This window comes from Bradyrhizobium sp. USDA 4501, assembly GCF_054062115.1.
On sequence record NZ_JBSSEX010000001.1, the window covers coordinates 1,405,236 to 1,419,959 of the forward strand.

14 protein-coding genes are annotated in these 14,724 nt (G+C 65.4%); 9 read left to right on the plus strand and 5 right to left on the minus strand.

The features are described from left to right. Positions 1–45: 45 nt before the first annotated feature. Positions 46–1,008, plus strand: coding sequence for a carbohydrate ABC transporter permease (locus ACVWZM_RS06550; RefSeq protein ID WP_057015282.1), 963 nt, complete (start codon positions 46–48; stop codon positions 1,006–1,008). Continuing rightward, positions 1,005–1,829 (plus strand): carbohydrate ABC transporter permease, encoded by an 825-nt coding sequence (locus ACVWZM_RS06555; protein ID WP_038383999.1) that lies wholly within the window; start codon positions 1,005–1,007, stop codon positions 1,827–1,829. The genes ACVWZM_RS06550 and ACVWZM_RS06555 overlap by 4 nt, the downstream gene beginning before the upstream one ends. Here ACVWZM_RS06555 and ACVWZM_RS06560 read toward each other — a convergent pair. Continuing rightward, positions 1,826–2,503 (minus strand): cysteine hydrolase family protein, encoded by a 678-nt coding sequence (locus tag ACVWZM_RS06560; RefSeq protein ID WP_076824447.1) that lies wholly within the window; start codon positions 2,501–2,503, stop codon positions 1,826–1,828. The two genes, ACVWZM_RS06555 and ACVWZM_RS06560, sit on opposite strands and share 4 nt — an antisense overlap. Positions 2,504–2,728: 225 nt before the next feature. Between ACVWZM_RS06560 and ACVWZM_RS06565 the strand changes: the two genes are divergently transcribed. Further along, positions 2,729–3,742, plus strand: coding sequence for a formamidase (locus ACVWZM_RS06565; RefSeq protein WP_028339439.1), 1,014 nt, complete (start codon positions 2,729–2,731; stop codon positions 3,740–3,742). 63 nt (positions 3,743–3,805) lie between these two features. On the opposite strand, the gene ACVWZM_RS06570 is transcribed toward ACVWZM_RS06565, so the two are convergent. After that, positions 3,806–4,876, minus strand: coding sequence for a YeiH family protein (locus ACVWZM_RS06570; RefSeq protein ID WP_225643482.1), 1,071 nt, complete (start codon positions 4,874–4,876; stop codon positions 3,806–3,808). An 86-nt stretch (positions 4,877–4,962) separates the two neighbouring features. On the opposite strand from ACVWZM_RS06570, the gene ACVWZM_RS06575 reads away from it, so the two are divergent. Continuing rightward, positions 4,963–5,934 (plus strand): LysR substrate-binding domain-containing protein, encoded by a 972-nt coding sequence (locus tag ACVWZM_RS06575; protein ID WP_456852242.1) that lies wholly within the window; start codon positions 4,963–4,965, stop codon positions 5,932–5,934. Here ACVWZM_RS06575 and ACVWZM_RS06580 read toward each other — a convergent pair. From ACVWZM_RS06580 to ACVWZM_RS06590, 3 genes are all read right to left on the minus strand, one after another. Continuing rightward, positions 5,882–6,103, minus strand: coding sequence for a hypothetical protein (locus tag ACVWZM_RS06580; RefSeq protein ID WP_038377517.1), 222 nt, complete (start codon positions 6,101–6,103; stop codon positions 5,882–5,884). The genes ACVWZM_RS06575 and ACVWZM_RS06580 overlap by 53 nt on opposite strands. Positions 6,104–6,252: 149 nt before the next feature. Beyond that, on the minus strand, positions 6,253–7,491 hold the full coding sequence (locus ACVWZM_RS06585) for an ATP-binding protein (protein ID WP_057015257.1): 1,239 nt from the start codon (positions 7,489–7,491) through the stop codon (positions 6,253–6,255). Positions 7,492–7,690: 199 nt separating this feature from the next. Further along, positions 7,691–8,962, minus strand: coding sequence for an allantoate amidohydrolase (locus ACVWZM_RS06590; protein ID WP_456852244.1), 1,272 nt, complete (start codon positions 8,960–8,962; stop codon positions 7,691–7,693). Between the two features lie 373 nt (positions 8,963–9,335). Between ACVWZM_RS06590 and ACVWZM_RS06595 the strand changes: the two genes are divergently transcribed. The 5 genes from ACVWZM_RS06595 to ACVWZM_RS06615 are packed head-to-tail and all read left to right on the plus strand — an operon-like array spanning position 9,336 to position 14,711. Further along, positions 9,336–10,445, plus strand: coding sequence for a BMP family ABC transporter substrate-binding protein (locus ACVWZM_RS06595; protein WP_057015255.1), 1,110 nt, complete (start codon positions 9,336–9,338; stop codon positions 10,443–10,445). Then, positions 10,442–11,551, plus strand: coding sequence for an ABC transporter permease (locus ACVWZM_RS06600; RefSeq protein WP_456852246.1), 1,110 nt, complete (start codon positions 10,442–10,444; stop codon positions 11,549–11,551). The genes ACVWZM_RS06595 and ACVWZM_RS06600 overlap by 4 nt, the downstream gene beginning before the upstream one ends. A gap of 1 nt (position 11,552) precedes the next feature. Beyond that, positions 11,553–12,479 carry an ABC transporter permease gene (locus ACVWZM_RS06605; RefSeq protein WP_018270387.1) on the plus strand — a complete coding sequence of 309 codons (927 nt, stop codon included), beginning with the start codon at positions 11,553–11,555 and terminating at the stop codon, positions 12,477–12,479. Between the two features lie 19 nt (positions 12,480–12,498). After that, positions 12,499–13,182 (plus strand): biuret amidohydrolase, encoded by a 684-nt coding sequence (gene biuH, locus ACVWZM_RS06610; RefSeq protein ID WP_057015253.1) that lies wholly within the window; start codon positions 12,499–12,501, stop codon positions 13,180–13,182. Further along, positions 13,179–14,711, plus strand: a complete 1,533-nt coding sequence (locus tag ACVWZM_RS06615) for an ABC transporter ATP-binding protein (protein WP_456852248.1) — start codon at positions 13,179–13,181, stop codon at positions 14,709–14,711. The genes biuH and ACVWZM_RS06615 overlap by 4 nt, the downstream gene beginning before the upstream one ends. Positions 14,712–14,724 lie beyond the last annotated feature (13 nt).

The following is a 14,724-nucleotide window of genomic DNA, read 5'->3' on the forward strand; positions in this document are numbered from 1 at the left end:
ACACAGACTGAGCCGGCCGCGGCCGGCAAAGCGTTTTCAAGCGAAGTGGGTACCGGTTCGCGTGAAGAAAACGCGTCAAAGCAAGAGTCCAGAGCCGCAGGCTCTGGAGACGCCGCCCCGGCGCGTGAATGGCGTCCGCCGTCGTACTGGCCGTTCGTGATCCCGGCGCTCGTCGTGGTGCTGGCGGTGATCATCTTTCCGTGGGTCTTCACGATCTGGATGAGCCTGCAGGAATGGAAGGTCGGCTCGCCGACCGTGTTCGTGGGGCTCGCGAACTATCTGCGGCTGCCGACCGATCCGCGCTTCGTCGAGGCGGTCGGGCACACGCTGTCCTATACAGCGCTGTCAGTGCTGTTGCCGCTGGTGTTCGGCACGCTGGCGGCGGTGGTATTCCATCAGAAATTCGCCGCGCGCGGTTTCCTGCGCGGCATCTTCATCATGCCGATGATGGCCACGCCGGTGGCGATCGCGCTGGTGTGGACCATGATGTTCCACCCGCAGCTTGGCGTCTTGAACTATCTGCTGTCGCTGGTCGGGCTGCCGCCGCAGCTCTGGGTGTTCAACCCGGCGACGGTGATCCCCTCGCTGGTGCTGGTCGAGACCTGGCAATGGACGCCGCTGGTGATGCTGATCGTGCTCGGCGGCCTCGCCGCGATCCCGACCGAACCCTACGAGAGCGCGCAGATCGACGGTGCCAATTTCTGGCAGGTGTTCCGCTTCATCACGCTGCCCTTGATCATGCCGTTCCTGTTCATCGCCGGCATGATCCGCATGATCGACGCGGTGAAAAGCTTCGACATCATCTTCGCGATCACGCAAGGAGGGCCGGGCTCGGCGTCGGAGACCATCAACGTCTATCTCTACAGCGTCGCCTTCGTCTATTACGACCTCGGCTACGGCTCGGCGATCGCGGTGGTGTTCTTCCTCCTGATCGTGGCGCTGGCGGCACTGCTGCTTTACTTGCGCAAGCGCCTGCTGTGGACATCTGAACTCGGGGGCGAGGCATGAACCCGCGCCAGATTCTCGGGCGGATCGGGCTTTGGCTGTCGGTGTTCGTCATCGTCTCGCCGGCGATCCTGTTCTTCCTCTGGATGGCCTCGCTGTCGCTCAAATTCGAGATCGACAACGCCTCCTACCCGCCGGTGTTCTTTCCGGAGCATATCGCCTGGAAGAACTATGCCGACGTGTTCGCCTCCAACCGGTTCCTGACCTATTTCAGCAACAGCCTTGTGGTCACCGGCTGCGCCACGGGGCTTGCGATGCTGGTCGGTGTGCCCGCGGGCTACGGGATCGCGCGGATGGCCGCGCATAAATCGGCGATCGTGATCCTGATCGCGCGCATCACGCCCGGCCTGTCGTATCTGATCCCGCTGTTCCTGCTGTTCCAGTGGCTCGGCCTGCTCGGCACGCTGGTGCCGCAGATCATCATCCATCTCGTGGTCACGGTGCCGATCGTGATCTGGATCATGATCGGCTATTTCGAAACCACGCCGCTGGAGCTGGAGGAAGCTGCGCTGATCGACGGCGCCACCCGCTGGCAGGTGTTCCGCCATGTCGCGCTGCCGATCGCAAAGCCCGGCCTTGCGGTTGCCTTCATCCTCGCGGTGATCTTCTCCTGGAATAATTTCGTGTTCGGCATCGTGCTGGCCGGGCGTGAGACCCGCACGCTGCCGGTCGCGGTCTACAACATGATCTCGTTCGACCAGCTGAGCTGGGGCCCGCTCGCCGCCGCCGCCTTGATCGTGACGGCGCCGGTGCTGCTGCTCACCGTGATGGCGCAGCGGCAGATCGTGGCGGGACTGACGGCGGGTGCGGTGAAAGGCGGCTAGTCCCCGAGCGCCTCCAGCACGGCAGCTGAATCGGTGACCCAACCAAAGATGCCGCCCTGGGCCTTGATCATCTTCAGACCCATCTCGTGGAATTCCGGGAAGTAGGACGCGCAGCCGTCGGAGATCACGACGCAGCGGTAGCCGCGATCGTTGGCCTCGCGCACCGTGGTGTTGACGCAGACCTCGGTGGTGACGCCGCAGACCAGGAGATTCTCGATGCCGTATTTCTGCAGGATGTCGCCGAATTCGGTGGCGTAGAACGCGCCCTTGCCGGGCTTGTCGATCACGATCTCGCTGTCGAGGGGATAGAGCTCGGGAATGATGTCGTGCCCCGCCTCGCCGCGGATCAGAATCCGTCCCATCGGTCCGGGATCGCCGATCCGAAGCGACGGCGCGCCGCGCTCGACCTTCGCGGGCGGTGCGTCCGAGAGATCGGGCAGATGGCCCTCCCGGGTATGGACCACGAGCAGCCCGGCGTCGCGCACGGCCGCGAGCACTGCGGCAATCGGCTGCACCGCGCGGGCAAGCCGGCTGACGTCATTGCCGAGCGTCTCGCCGAAGCCCCCTCGCTCCATGAAATCGCGCTGCATGTCGATGATGACGAGCGCGGTCCTGCTCCAGTCGAGCGTGATCGGCGCCGGCTCCGCCGCGATCGTCCCGCTTGAATTCGCCATGACGCACGCCCCGAATGCGAGAAAACCCGCATTTGATTAAGCAAACCGCGTGCCATTGCGCAATGATGCGGCGCATCGCGGCGATCCCGATCAGCATGTGACCGTACGCTGCATTTGCGCATTCTGCGATCTTGCTGGCATGATCGTTGCTAGCTGGGAGCCCGACCGAACGAAGATCATCGTTCGCGAAATGACAGCCCATTTCAAACAGGCGGGAGGACAGGCATGAATGGACTTGGCGGTCTCAACAAATCACCGAACGGCGTGGTGATCGGACTGGTGCAGCTGCAGTTGCCTGTGGTTGCGACAAGGTCCGACCTGGCACGGCAGACGGAGCGCATCGTATGGATGGTCGGCAAGGCGCGGCGCAACCTCGGAACCATGGACCTCGTCGTGTTCCCCGAATACTCGCTGCACGGCCTCTCGATGGATACCAATCCGGAGATCATGTGCCGGCTCGACGGGCCTGAAGTCGCGGCTTTCAAGCGGGCCTGCATCGAGAACAAGATCTGGGGCTGCTTCTCCATCATGGAGTTCAACCCGCATGGCAACCCCTATAATTCAGGGCTGATCATCGACGATCACGGCGATATCAAGCTGTACTACCGCAAATTCCATCCCTGGATTCCGGTCGAGCCGTGGGAGCCCGGCAACATCGGCATTCCCGTGATCGATGGACCGAAAGGCGCGAAGATCGCGCTGATCATCTGCCATGACGGCATGTTCCCGGAAATGGCGCGCGAATGCGCTTACAAGGGCGCGGAGATCATGATCCGCACCGCAGGCTACACCGCGCCGATCCGCGACAGCTGGCGCTTCACCAACCAGGCCAACGCGTTCCAGAACCTGATGGTGACGGCCAATGTCTGCATGTGCGGCTCGGACGGGTCGTTCGACTCGATGGGCGAAGGCATGATCGTCAATTTCGACGGCAGCATCATCGCGCACGGGACCACGGGGCGGGCCGACGAGATCATCACCGCCGAGGTGCGGCCCGACCTCGTGCGCGAGGCGCGGATCAACTGGGGCGTCGAGAACAACATCTATCAGCTCTGGCACCGCGGCTATGTCGCGGTGAAGGGCGGTGCGATGGATTGCCCCTACACGTTCATGCAGGACATGGTGTCCGGCCGCTTCCGCCTGCCCTGGGAAGATCAGGTCAAGATCACCGACGGCACGTCCTGCGGCTTTCCCGCACCGACACGGATGTTCGGCAAGACCGCGAAGGCCGCCGAGTAGCCGGCCCTTTGATGTGCGCATGATCTCTTCGGAAAACCGCTCCACACTTTTCCGGATCATGCTCTACTTGAAGAAGTGCACGAGGCCGATGCTCAAGCCCAGCAGCAGCATCAACGACAGCGTGACGGCGGCCGTCACCCGGCCGCCGACGGTCGAGAGCACGCGGACATCGACGCCGAGCCCGAGCGCTGCCATCGAGACGACGGTGAGGATCGCCGCCGTCTTGGTCACCGGCGCGATCGCGATGTCGGGCACGAGCTGGAATGAGCGCAGCGCGGCCAGCGCCAGGAAGCCGATGATGAACCAGGGCACCAGCTTGAACGGGCTGATCGAGGCGGCCTTCGAGGTGCCCTCCCTGGCGGCGCCGGCCTTGCGCCGCCGCGCCACCAGCAGCGAGAGGCCGATCACGATCGGGCCCAGCATCAACACCCGCACCAGCTTGACCAGCGTGCCGATCTGGGTCGAGACGATGCCCGCCGGCACGGTCGCTGCCAGCACCTGCGGCACGGCATAGACGGTGAGGCCGGCGAGGATGCCGTATTGCGTCGCCGTCAGCTTCAGCAGCGGAATCAAGAGCGGCAGGCCGAGCACCATCAGCACGCCGAGAATGGCGGTGAACGAGATCGACGAGGCGATGTCGTCGCCATCGGCCTCGATCACCGGCGCCACCGCCGCGATCGCCGAGTTGCCGCAGATCGAATTGCCGCAGGCGATCAGGATCGCGAGCTTGGTCTTGAGCCCGAGCATCCGGCTGAGGCCATAGCTCACCGCCAGCATGATCGCGACGGTCACGGCGATGGCGCCGATCAGCAGCCCGCCCGACGCCACGATCGCGGCAAAGCTGATGGAGGCGCCGAGCAGCATCACCGCGACCTCAAGCAGCTGCTTGGCGCTGAAGGCAATGCCCGAGCGCCAGCGCGCCGACGGCTCCCAGGCGGTGCGCACCGCCATGCCGAGCAGGATCGCGACGACGAGGGCCTCGATATAGGGATGGTCGAAAACGCGCTCCTCGGCGGCCTGGATGCCGAGCGAGATGACCGTGACGACCCCGCAGAGCAGAATCCCCGGAATGAGCTGGAATATGCGCCGCAGCGCCCCCTGCTTCTGCCCCTGGTCTTGTTCTTGTTCCGGCACAAAATCCTCTTTTCGGAGAAGATTTTATGCGCCAAGGCACACCTCTTGGCTAATATATTTTCGGACTGCCCCAATAGAGAGAAGTTATGTCCCTCAACCTGCATCTGCTCCGCCTGTTCGCGGCCGTGGCGAGGACCGGAAGTTTCTCCCGCGCCGCCGACCTCCTGCACATCAGCCAGCCGGCGATCTCCAAGGGCGTGCGGGATTTCGAGCTGCAGGTCGGCTGCCGGCTGCTCGACCGCACGCCGAAGGGGGTGCGGCCGACCCGGGAGGGCGCGGCGCTGGCGCGGCATGCCGAGACGCTGTTCGCGGCCGAACGCGCCGCCGAGGACGAATTGCAGGCGCTGCGCAATCTCGACAGCGGTTCGCTGCGGATCGGCGCCAGCACCACGATCGCGACCTACATGATCCCGGAATATCTCGGCGTGTTCCACCGCGCCTTTCCCGGCATCGATCTGCATGTCGTCAGCGCCAACACCAGCGACATCGCCGCGCTGATGCTGGGACACGAGATCGAGATCGCGCTGGTCGAGGGACCGGTCGAGGACGAGAATTTGGTCAGCGAAGCCTGGCGTACCGACGTGATGGCGCTGATTGCGGGTCCGGATCATCGCTTCGCAGCGGTCCAGGGGCCGATCGACATCCGGTCGCTGAACGACGAGATCCTGATCGTGCGGGAACCCGGCTCAGGCACGCGCGAGGTGGTCGCGCAGGCGCTGTCCGCCCACCACGTCGAGCCGCAGCGGACGCTCGAGATCGGCAGCACCGAGGCGATCAAGCAGGCGGTGGCATCAGGCGTCGGCGTCGCCATCGTGTCGATCGCAACGATCGACGATCAAGTGAAGCTCGGAAAGCTGAAGGTGATCCCGATCAAGGGCATCCATATCGAGCGCACGCTCTGGCAACTGAAATCGCCCGGCCGGCTCGAGGTGCCAGCGGCGGTCGCGTTCGAGGGGATCATTCGGGAGGCGCAAAGGGCCAGGACGGCGCCGCGCGGACCTGCGGCTAGAGCGCGGCGAACAGACCCTGCGCCCAGGCAACGGCATGCTCGAAGCTGAACACGCCGGGCTCGAAATAGACGGCCCGTGCCAGCACGATGCCGACCACCAGCACCCAGAACACGCTGGTGCCTGCGGTCTTCAGCCATTTCGACACGCCCTCGCTCGCGATCGAAGGATCGACCGCGGGGACCGGCTCGCCGAAGGGATCGAATGCGGATTGGCTCATCGTCGTAACCATCAGGAATACCCTGAGAATGTCGCGACGACGGGGGCAGAAGCAAGGGTAGTGGAATGCCTTTTGCGGCGGTTACTTGGAAGGACGTTTTCCGGTCCGAAAGCCGGGGAGCATTTCCTTCTCGTCGCCCCCTGTAGCCATCAACCATCGGTCACGCGCCGCGGCGCCACGCGTGGCAGCGTGATGCGCATGCGTGTCCCCATACCCGGCGCACTTTCGAGATTGAGCTCTCCGCCGAGCCGGTTCGTGACGATGTTATGAACGATGTGCAGACCAAGCCCGATGCGGCCGATGTCGCGGCGCGTGGTGAAGAATGGATCGAAGGCCTGCCGCAGCACGTCGTGATCCATCCCGCAACCGTTGTCGGCGAACAGGATCTCGACCTGGTCCGCGCCTGAGGCGCGGAGCCGGATCGCGATGATGCCGCCCTTGCCATCCGGGAACGCATGCGCCACCGAATTGACGAACAGGTTGGTCAGCACCTGGCCGTAGGGGCCGGGATAGCTGTTCATGGCAAGACCGGGCGGGCAATCGACCTCGAGCGCCAGGTTGTTCTTCGGCAAGGCCGGACGCAGGCTCGAGAGAACCTGCTCGGTCGCCGCGCCGAGATCGAACTGGCTCCGGTCGAAATAGCTGCGATCGACGGCCACCTGCTTGAACGATTGCACCAGGTCTGCCGCGCGCTTGAGGTTGCCGACAAGCAGCGACGAGGCGCTTTCGACGACCTCGATGAAATCGCTCAGGCTGGATCGCTTCAGCTTGCCGCGCGCAGCCTCGGCAGCGAAGTCGGCGCATTTCTGCTCCAGCACCGAGGCGACGGTGAGACTGGTGCCGACCGGACTGTTGATCTCGTGCGCGACGCCGGCCACCAGCCGGCCCAGCGCCGCGAGCTTTTCCGCCTCGATCAGCGACGCCTGGGTCTCCTGCAGATGGTGCAAGGCCTTCTCGGCTGCATCGCGCGCGGCGCGGATCTCGCGTTCGCTGCGCTTGCGATCGGTGATCTCTTCGGCCGCAACGTTGACGCCGACGATGCTGCCGTTCGGTTCGCGCTGCGGATGCCAATGCGTGATCCAGCATCGCTCGTCATTGTGGCCGGGGCGCTGGCCGTAAACCTCCACGTCGGTGACGGGCTCTCCGGTCTCCATGATCGAGCGAACGATACCCTCGACGGCCGAAGCCAGCGCGGGCACGCAATCATGCACCGTGCGTCCGAGGTGACCTTCGACCGAAATGCCGCAGATCTCGGTGAGCCGCTGGTTGATCTGAAGGTAACGGCAATCCGGTGAGAGATAGGCGAGCCCGATCGGTGCAGTGTCATAGATCAGCTGCAGCGCCGGTTGTTTTGGGAACTGAACGTCCTGGACGACGGACGACCTCATGTCCACTACCCCCCGTTGCACCAAGTCTAGCGCTTCACGCCCGGCCCGCAAATAGGCCAGCTGAGCCGGAAACGGTGGTCTGATCTGTCCGGATCAGGCATGGGTCGGGCCGGCAGCGGCCCCTGACCAGTGCCTGCGGCGTGCTGACGCAACGTGGGCAGCAAGCGCCCCTCGGCGCAGGCCTGCGAAGCGCGCAATTTTAGCTATTCACTGCAACGTGCGGACGAAAATTCTCGACGACGCGCAGCAGCACCCGCGCGCCGATGTCGGCATCGGCGAGTTCGACATGCTCGGCCGGATTGTGGCTGATCCCGCCGCGGCAGCGCAGAAAGATCATGCCGATATCGGCGACATCCACCATCGCCATCCCGTCATGCCCCGCCCCGCTCGGCAGCTCGAACGCGGCATAGCCCTCGGCCGCGACGGCCTCGGCGATCTGCGCCTTGAGCCACGGCGCGCAGGGCACGCTGCGGTTCTCGTGGGTGACGTCGATCTGCAAGGCGAGGTCGCGGCGTTTTGCGATCGCCTCGATCTGCCGCACGATGTCGGCGACGGCGCGCTTGCGATGCATGTCGTTCTGCGAGCGGATATCCATGGTGAAGGACACCTTGCCCGGGATCACATTGGTGGCGCCCGGCATCGCGTTGACATAGCCGACGGTGCCGACGAGGCCTTGTTCGTCGGACCTGCAAAACTGCTCGATCGTAACGATGCATTCGGCAGCACCCGCCAGCGCATCGCGCCGCAGCTTCATCGGCACCGTGCCGGCATGGCCGGCGACGCCGGTGAGACTGGCGGCAAGCCGGGTCGCGCCCGAAATCGCGCTGACGACGCCGACCGGCAGCGCCTTCTCTTCCAGCACGGGACCCTGCTCGATGTGCAGCTCGACATAGCCGAGCAGTTCGCGGCGGGCGCGCGCCGCCTTGCCGATATGATCGGGATCGAGCCCGAAGGCGACCAGCGCATCGCGCATCGAGATGCCGGCGCGATCGCGCGTGTTGACCACGCTCTCGTCGAACGTGCCGGCCACCGCGCGGCTGCCGAGCAGGGTCGAGGCGAAGCGCACGCCCTCCTCATCAGCAAAGCCGACGATCTCGATCGCGAACGGCAGCCGCTTGCCGCGCCGGTTCAGATCGGCGACGCAGGCGATCGCAGTGATGACGCCGAGCGGGCCGTCCCATCTGCCGGCGTCGCGCACGGTGTCGTAATGCGAGCCGAGCATCAGCGCCGGCAGGCCCGGCCGCTCGCCTTCATAGCGGCCGCAGACATTGCCGATGGCGTCGAGATGCGCGCTCATGCCGGCCTCGAGCATCCAGGACAGGATGAGATCGGCCGCCTTGCGGTGCTCCTCGGTGAGGAAGATTCGCGCCAGATGCTCAGGCGTCTCGGAGATCGTCGCGAGCTGATCGATCCGCGCCACGATCTCTTCGCCAAGGGAAGACGATTTCGAGGACGGTTTTGTCTCGCTCATGCTGTTTCCCATCAGTCCAACGCGTCCGGCGGAGCCCGCTTCACTCGTAGCAGGCCCGATCCGATTCACCAGCCGGCAAATGGCGCGTTGTGCGCAGGTCTCGACCGGGCTCGCACCGGCTGTCCGGCGGTTATCGACTGCTTAACGGCATTGCATACAACAGCGATCGATCGCTCACAAAATAGGCAAATCGATCTCAATCGGCTTCCGAGCGTTCCGGGACCGATCACCATTCTCACGTACATTCAATCATTTACGGAAGACTGATCGCCAAACATGCTCTGGCATGAAGCTTGCGACACTTCCCCCAAGCTCCGCCGTCAGGCGGCTGCGACAGGGACAGGCGGGCCGGACCCGCCGGAGGGAGCGAGCGATGGATTTTGGCAGGATTTCAAGAAGGCATTTATTGCAGGGCAGCGCCGCACTGGCGCTCGGCAGCACGCTCGGCATTCGGGGCGCGGCGGCAGCGGAAACCACGATCGGCTTCATCTATGTCGGGTCGCGCGACGACTACGGCTACAACCAGGCGCACGCGCAAGGAGCCGCGGCGGTGAAGAAGCTTCCCGGCATCAAGGTGGTCGAGGAAGAAAAGGTGCCGGAGACCGATGCAGTCGAGAAGACCATCGAGTCCATGATCAATCTCGACGGCGCCACGCTCATGTTCCCGACCTCGTTCGGCTACTACAACCCGCACGTCCTCAAGATGGCGGGCAAGTTTCCAAAACTGCGCTTCGAGCACTGCGGCGGCCTGTGGTCCGACAAGGACCCGAAGAACGCCGGCAGCTATTTCGGCTATATCGACGAGGCGCAATACATCTCCGGCATCGTGGCCGGCTATTCGACCAAGAGCGGCAAGCTCGGCTTCGTCGCCGCCAAGCCGATCCCGCAGGTGCTGCGCAACATCAACGCGTTCACGCTCGGCGCCCGGCTCGCCAATCCGAAGGCGACCACCCAGGTGATCTTCACCGGCGACTGGTCGATGCCGGTCAAGGAAGCCGAGGCTACCAACAGCCTGATCGACCAGGGCGTCGACGTGCTGACCTGCCATGTCGACGGACCAAAGACGATGGTCGAGAACGCCGCGCGCCGCGGCGCTCTCGTATGCGGCTATCACGTCAACCAGTCGCCGCTGGCGCCGAAGGCCTATCTCACCGGCGCCGAGTGGAATTGGGAGGCGCTCTACCCGAAATTCGTCAAGATGATCACCGCCGGCGAAGCGATCCCGAACTTCTATCGCGGCGGCCTCAAGGAAGAGATCGTCAAGGTGTCGCCCTATGGCGAGATGGTGTCCGCCGAGGCGCGCAAGCACGCCGACGACGTCAAGGCCAAGTTCATGGCCGGCGAGTTTACGATCTTCAAAGGCCCGCTCGTCGACAACAAGGGCAAGACGGTGATCGCGTCCGGCACCGATCGCGGCCAGCAGGATCCCGAGCTCGAGAAGATGGACTATCTCGTCGAGGGCGTGATCGGAGCCACCGCGTGACGACGGAAACGGCGGAATCGGTGGAGGCGGCCGGCATCGCTCCGGCCGCCGATCCCGGATTCCTCCAGCGCCACGGCGCGAGCATCGAATACATCCTGATCCCGGCCGCGGCGCTGGTCGGCGCGCTCGCGGTGTTCGGCAGCTTTGTCGCGCTCTACGGCAAGAACCCGCTCGATCTGTATTTCTACATGTATTACGGCGCGTTCGGCACCGCCTTCTCCTGGCAGAACACGCTGACCCGCGCCGCGCCGCTGATCCTGACCGCGCTGTGCACGGCGCTGCCGGCACAGCTCGGCATGGTGATCATCGGTGGCGAAGGCGCCCTTCTGATCGGCGCACTGTCGGCGACCGCGGCGGCGCTGGCGCTGCAGGGCGCGGCGCCGATCGTGGTGCAGATCGCCATGGTGATCGCGGGCATGATCGGCGGCGGCCTCTGGATCACGCTGTCGGGCGGCCTGCGGCAATATCGCGGGGTCAACGAGACGATCTCGAGCCTGCTGCTGGTCTATATCGCGCTTGCCATCCTCAACCATCTGGTCGAGGGGCCGATGCGCGATCCGGCGAGCCTCAACAAGCCGTCGACGCGCGAGATCGGCGCCGCCAACATGATCGGCACCATTCCCGGCACCGACGTGCATTGGGGCCTGGTGTTCGGCCTCGTCGCCGCCATCGCCGCCTACATCCTGATCTATCACACCACCTTCGGCTTCGCCGCGCGCGTCGCCGGAGGCAACATCCGCGCCGCCAAGATCGTCGGCCTCAGTGTCGGCAAACTGATCCTGACCGTGTGCTTCCTCGCCGGCAGCTGTGCCGGGCTGGCCGGCATGATCGAGGTCGCGGCCGTGCAGGGCCGCACCAACGCCAACCTCGCGGCGGGCTACGGCTTCACCGGCATCCTGGTTGCGTTCCTGGCGCGGCAGAATCCGCTGGCGATCATTCCGGTGGCGATCCTGCTCGGCGGCATCTCGGCCTCCGGCGGCCTGTTGCAACGCCGGCTCGGCCTGCCCGACGCCTCCGTGCTGGTGCTGCAAGGCATCATCTTCGTGTTCGTGCTGGCCAGCGACGCGCTCTACGGGCGCATCGGCTTCCTGAAGGGAAAGTCCTGACATGGCGGACGCATCGCTCGGCCTCTGGACCGTCCCGCTCGCCGTGTTCGGCGGCGCCATCCGCGTCTCGACGCCGTTCCTGTTCGTCAGCCTCGGCGAGTGCATCACCGAGCGAAGTGGCCGCATCAATCTCGGCCTCGAGGGCACGCTGGTGATGGGCGCGATGAGCGCCTACGGCATCTCCTATCTGTCGGGCTCGCCGTGGCTCGGGGTGCTCGCGGCCGGCATCACCGGCGCGTTGTTCGGCGCGCTGCATGCCGGCATCTGCTCGCTGCCGCGCGTCAACGACATCGCGGTCGGCATCGCGCTCATGCTGCTCGGCACGGGGCTCGCGTTCTTCCTCGGCAAGCCGCTGATCGAGCCGACGGCAGCCCGGCTGCCGGCGATCGATTTCGGCTGGTGGAGCGACATCCCGCAGGTCCGCGCGGCGCTGCGCATCAACGTGCTGTTCCTGATCGGCGTCGCGATCGCGCCGCTGCTCTATTGGGCCTTCAGGACCACGCGCTGGGGCCTCTTGATCCGCACCGCCGGCGAGAGCGCCGATGCGGCGCGCGCGATGGGCCATTCGGTGCTCTTGATCCGGTTGCGCGCCACCATGGTCGGCGGTTTCCTCGCCGGCATCGGCGGCTCGTTCCTGTCGCTGTTCTATCCCGGCAGCTGGAACGAGGGCCTTTCCTCGGGACAGGGCATCACGGCGGTGGCGCTGGTGATCTTCGCGCGCTGGGACCCGATGCTGTGCCTGTGGGCCTCGCTCGCCTTCGGCGGCGCGGCCGCACTCGGGCCCGCGCTGCAATCGGTCGGCATCACCTCCGGCTATCATTTGTTCAACGCCGCGCCCTACATCCTGACGCTCGCGATCATGATCATCACCTGCTCGCCGAAGCGCACGCTGACCGGCGCGCCCGCCGAATTGTCCATCACCCGATAGCATCTCGAAAGATCATTTCATGCCCGAGCGCTTCATCAAGTCCGAGCCCTACGCCTGGCCCTACAATGGCGATCTGCGGCCGCAGAATACCGCGCTCATCATCATCGACATGCAGACCGATTTCTGCGGCGTCGGCGGCTATGTCGACAAGATGGGCTACGACCTCTCGCTGACCCGGGCGCCGATCGAGCCGATCAGGAAGCTGCTCGCGGTGATGCGCGCGCAGGGCTTTCACATCATCCATACGCGGGAGGGGCACCGCCCCGACCTTGCCGACCTGCCCGCCAACAAGCGCTGGCGCTCGCGCCAGATCGGCGCCGGCATCGGCGACCCCGGCCCCTGCGGCCGCATCCTGGTGCGCGGCGAACCCGGCTGGGAGATCATTCCCGACCTCGCGCCGCTGCCGGGCGAACCTGTTATCGACAAGCCCGGAAAAGGCTCGTTCTGCGCCACCGACCTCGAACTGATGCTGCGGCTGCGCGGCATCGAGAACATCGTGCTGACCGGCATCACCACCGATGTCTGCGTTCACACCACGATGCGCGAGGCCAACGATCGCGGCTTCGAATGCGTGCTGGTCGAGGACTGTTGCGGCGCGACCGACAAGGGCAATCACGACCACGCGCTGAAGATGATCAAGATGCAGGGCGGCGTGTTCGGCGCGGTGACCAAATCCGCCGACCTGATCGGGGCGCTGTCGTGATCATCGGCGAGCCGCCCGCACCATCAGGCGCGTTCGGCGTCGACGCCATCGCCATGACGATGCGGTTCGGCGATTTTACAGCGCTCGACAATGTCGAGCTCAAGGTGCGTCCCGGCTCGTTCCACGCCCTGCTCGGTGAGAATGGCGCGGGCAAGAGCACGCTCGTCAAATGCATCATGGGCTATTACCACGCCACCGAAGGCGACATCCTCGTCGGCGGCCGCCAGCAGGCCATTGCCAATCCGAAGGACGCGCATGCGCTCGGGCTCGGCATGGTCTACCAGCACTTTACACTAGTGCCGGCGATGACGGTCGCCGAGAATTTGGTGCTGGCGCGCGACGACGTGCCTGCCGTGGTCGACTGGCGCAAGGAGAAGAAGGAGCTGGAGGCCTTCCTGGCGCGGATGCCGTTCAAGGTGCCGCTCGATGCAAAGGTCTCCGACATCTCCGCCGGCGAACGGCAGAAATGCGAGATCCTCAAGCAGCTGTACCTGAAGCGCCGCTTCCTGATCCTGGACGAGCCGACCTCGGTGCTGACGCCGGGCGAAGCCGACGAGGTGCTCGGCATGCTGCGCGCGATGGTGGTCGCGGGCGAGCTCACCATCCTGATGATCACGCACAAGTTCCGCGAGGTGATGGCCTTTGCCGACGAGGTGACCATCCTGCGTCGCGGCAAGCTTGCCGGCAGCGGCCGGGTCGCCGAGCTGACGCCGGACGAGATGGCCCGCACCATGATCGGCGCCGAACAGCTGACGGTACAACCGCCGCGCACCGGCGAGACCGGAGCGGCCCGGCTCGAGCTCGACAAGCTCACCGCGCTTGACGATGCCGGCGCGATTGCCGTGCACGGCGTATCGCTGACCGTGAAAAGCGGCGAGATCGTCGGCATTGCCGGCGTCTCCGGCAACGGCCAGCGCCAGCTCGTGGAGGTCCTGGCCGGCCAGCGCGAGGCCGAGAGCGGCGTGATCCGCGTCCAGGGCGAGACCTATGCGGCGAGCCGCGCGGAGATGCGGCGTTACAGGATGTCGCTGTTGCCGGAAGAGCCGCTGAAGAACGCCTGCGTCGGCGGCATGAGCGTCGCCGACAACATCGCATTCCGCGAGTTCGATCGCGCCCCGTTCGCGCGCGGCGGCTGGTGGCTGAACCGTGCCGCCTTCCGCAACGACGCCGAGCGCAAGATCAACCGCTACAAGATCAAGACCCGCACGCCGGAGACGCCGATCGCGGCGCTGTCGGGCGGCAATGTGCAGCGCGCGGTGCTGGCGCGCGAGCTTTCGGGCGACGTCGAGGTGCTGATCGCCGCCAATCCCTGCTTCGGGCTCGACTTCGCGGCGGTGGCGCAAATCCACGCCGAGATCATGGCCGCCCGCAACCGAGGCGCGGCGGTGCTCTTGGTCAGTGAGGACCTCGACGAGCTGCTGGAGCTGTCGGACCGGCTGGTCGTGATGTTCCACGGCGCGTTCGTGCATGAGGCCCGCGCCAGCGAGGCCGACCTCACCGAGATCGGCCGGCGCATGGCCGGCCACTAGAGCAAATCACGGA

Coding starts and splice junctions, on each gene's coding strand:
- ACVWZM_RS06590 (WP_456852244.1), bottom strand. CDS start 8,962: ATGAGCGAGACAAAACCGTCCTCGAAATCGTCTTCCCTTGGCGAAGAG.
- ACVWZM_RS06575 (WP_456852242.1), top strand. CDS start 4,963: ATGTCCCTCAACCTGCATCTGCTCCGCCTGTTCGCGGCCGTGGCGAGG.
- ACVWZM_RS06580 (WP_038377517.1), bottom strand. CDS start 6,103: ATGAGCCAATCCGCATTCGATCCCTTCGGCGAGCCGGTCCCCGCGGTC.
- ACVWZM_RS06605 (WP_018270387.1), top strand. CDS start 11,553: ATGGCGGACGCATCGCTCGGCCTCTGGACCGTCCCGCTCGCCGTGTTC.
- ACVWZM_RS06595 (WP_057015255.1), top strand. CDS start 9,336: ATGGATTTTGGCAGGATTTCAAGAAGGCATTTATTGCAGGGCAGCGCC.
- ACVWZM_RS06585 (WP_057015257.1), bottom strand. CDS start 7,491: ATGAGGTCGTCCGTCGTCCAGGACGTTCAGTTCCCAAAACAACCGGCG.
- ACVWZM_RS06555 (WP_038383999.1), top strand. CDS start 1,005: ATGAACCCGCGCCAGATTCTCGGGCGGATCGGGCTTTGGCTGTCGGTG.
- ACVWZM_RS06565 (WP_028339439.1), top strand. CDS start 2,729: ATGAATGGACTTGGCGGTCTCAACAAATCACCGAACGGCGTGGTGATC.
- biuH (WP_057015253.1), top strand. CDS start 12,499: ATGCCCGAGCGCTTCATCAAGTCCGAGCCCTACGCCTGGCCCTACAAT.
- ACVWZM_RS06560 (WP_076824447.1), bottom strand. CDS start 2,503: ATGGCGAATTCAAGCGGGACGATCGCGGCGGAGCCGGCGCCGATCACG.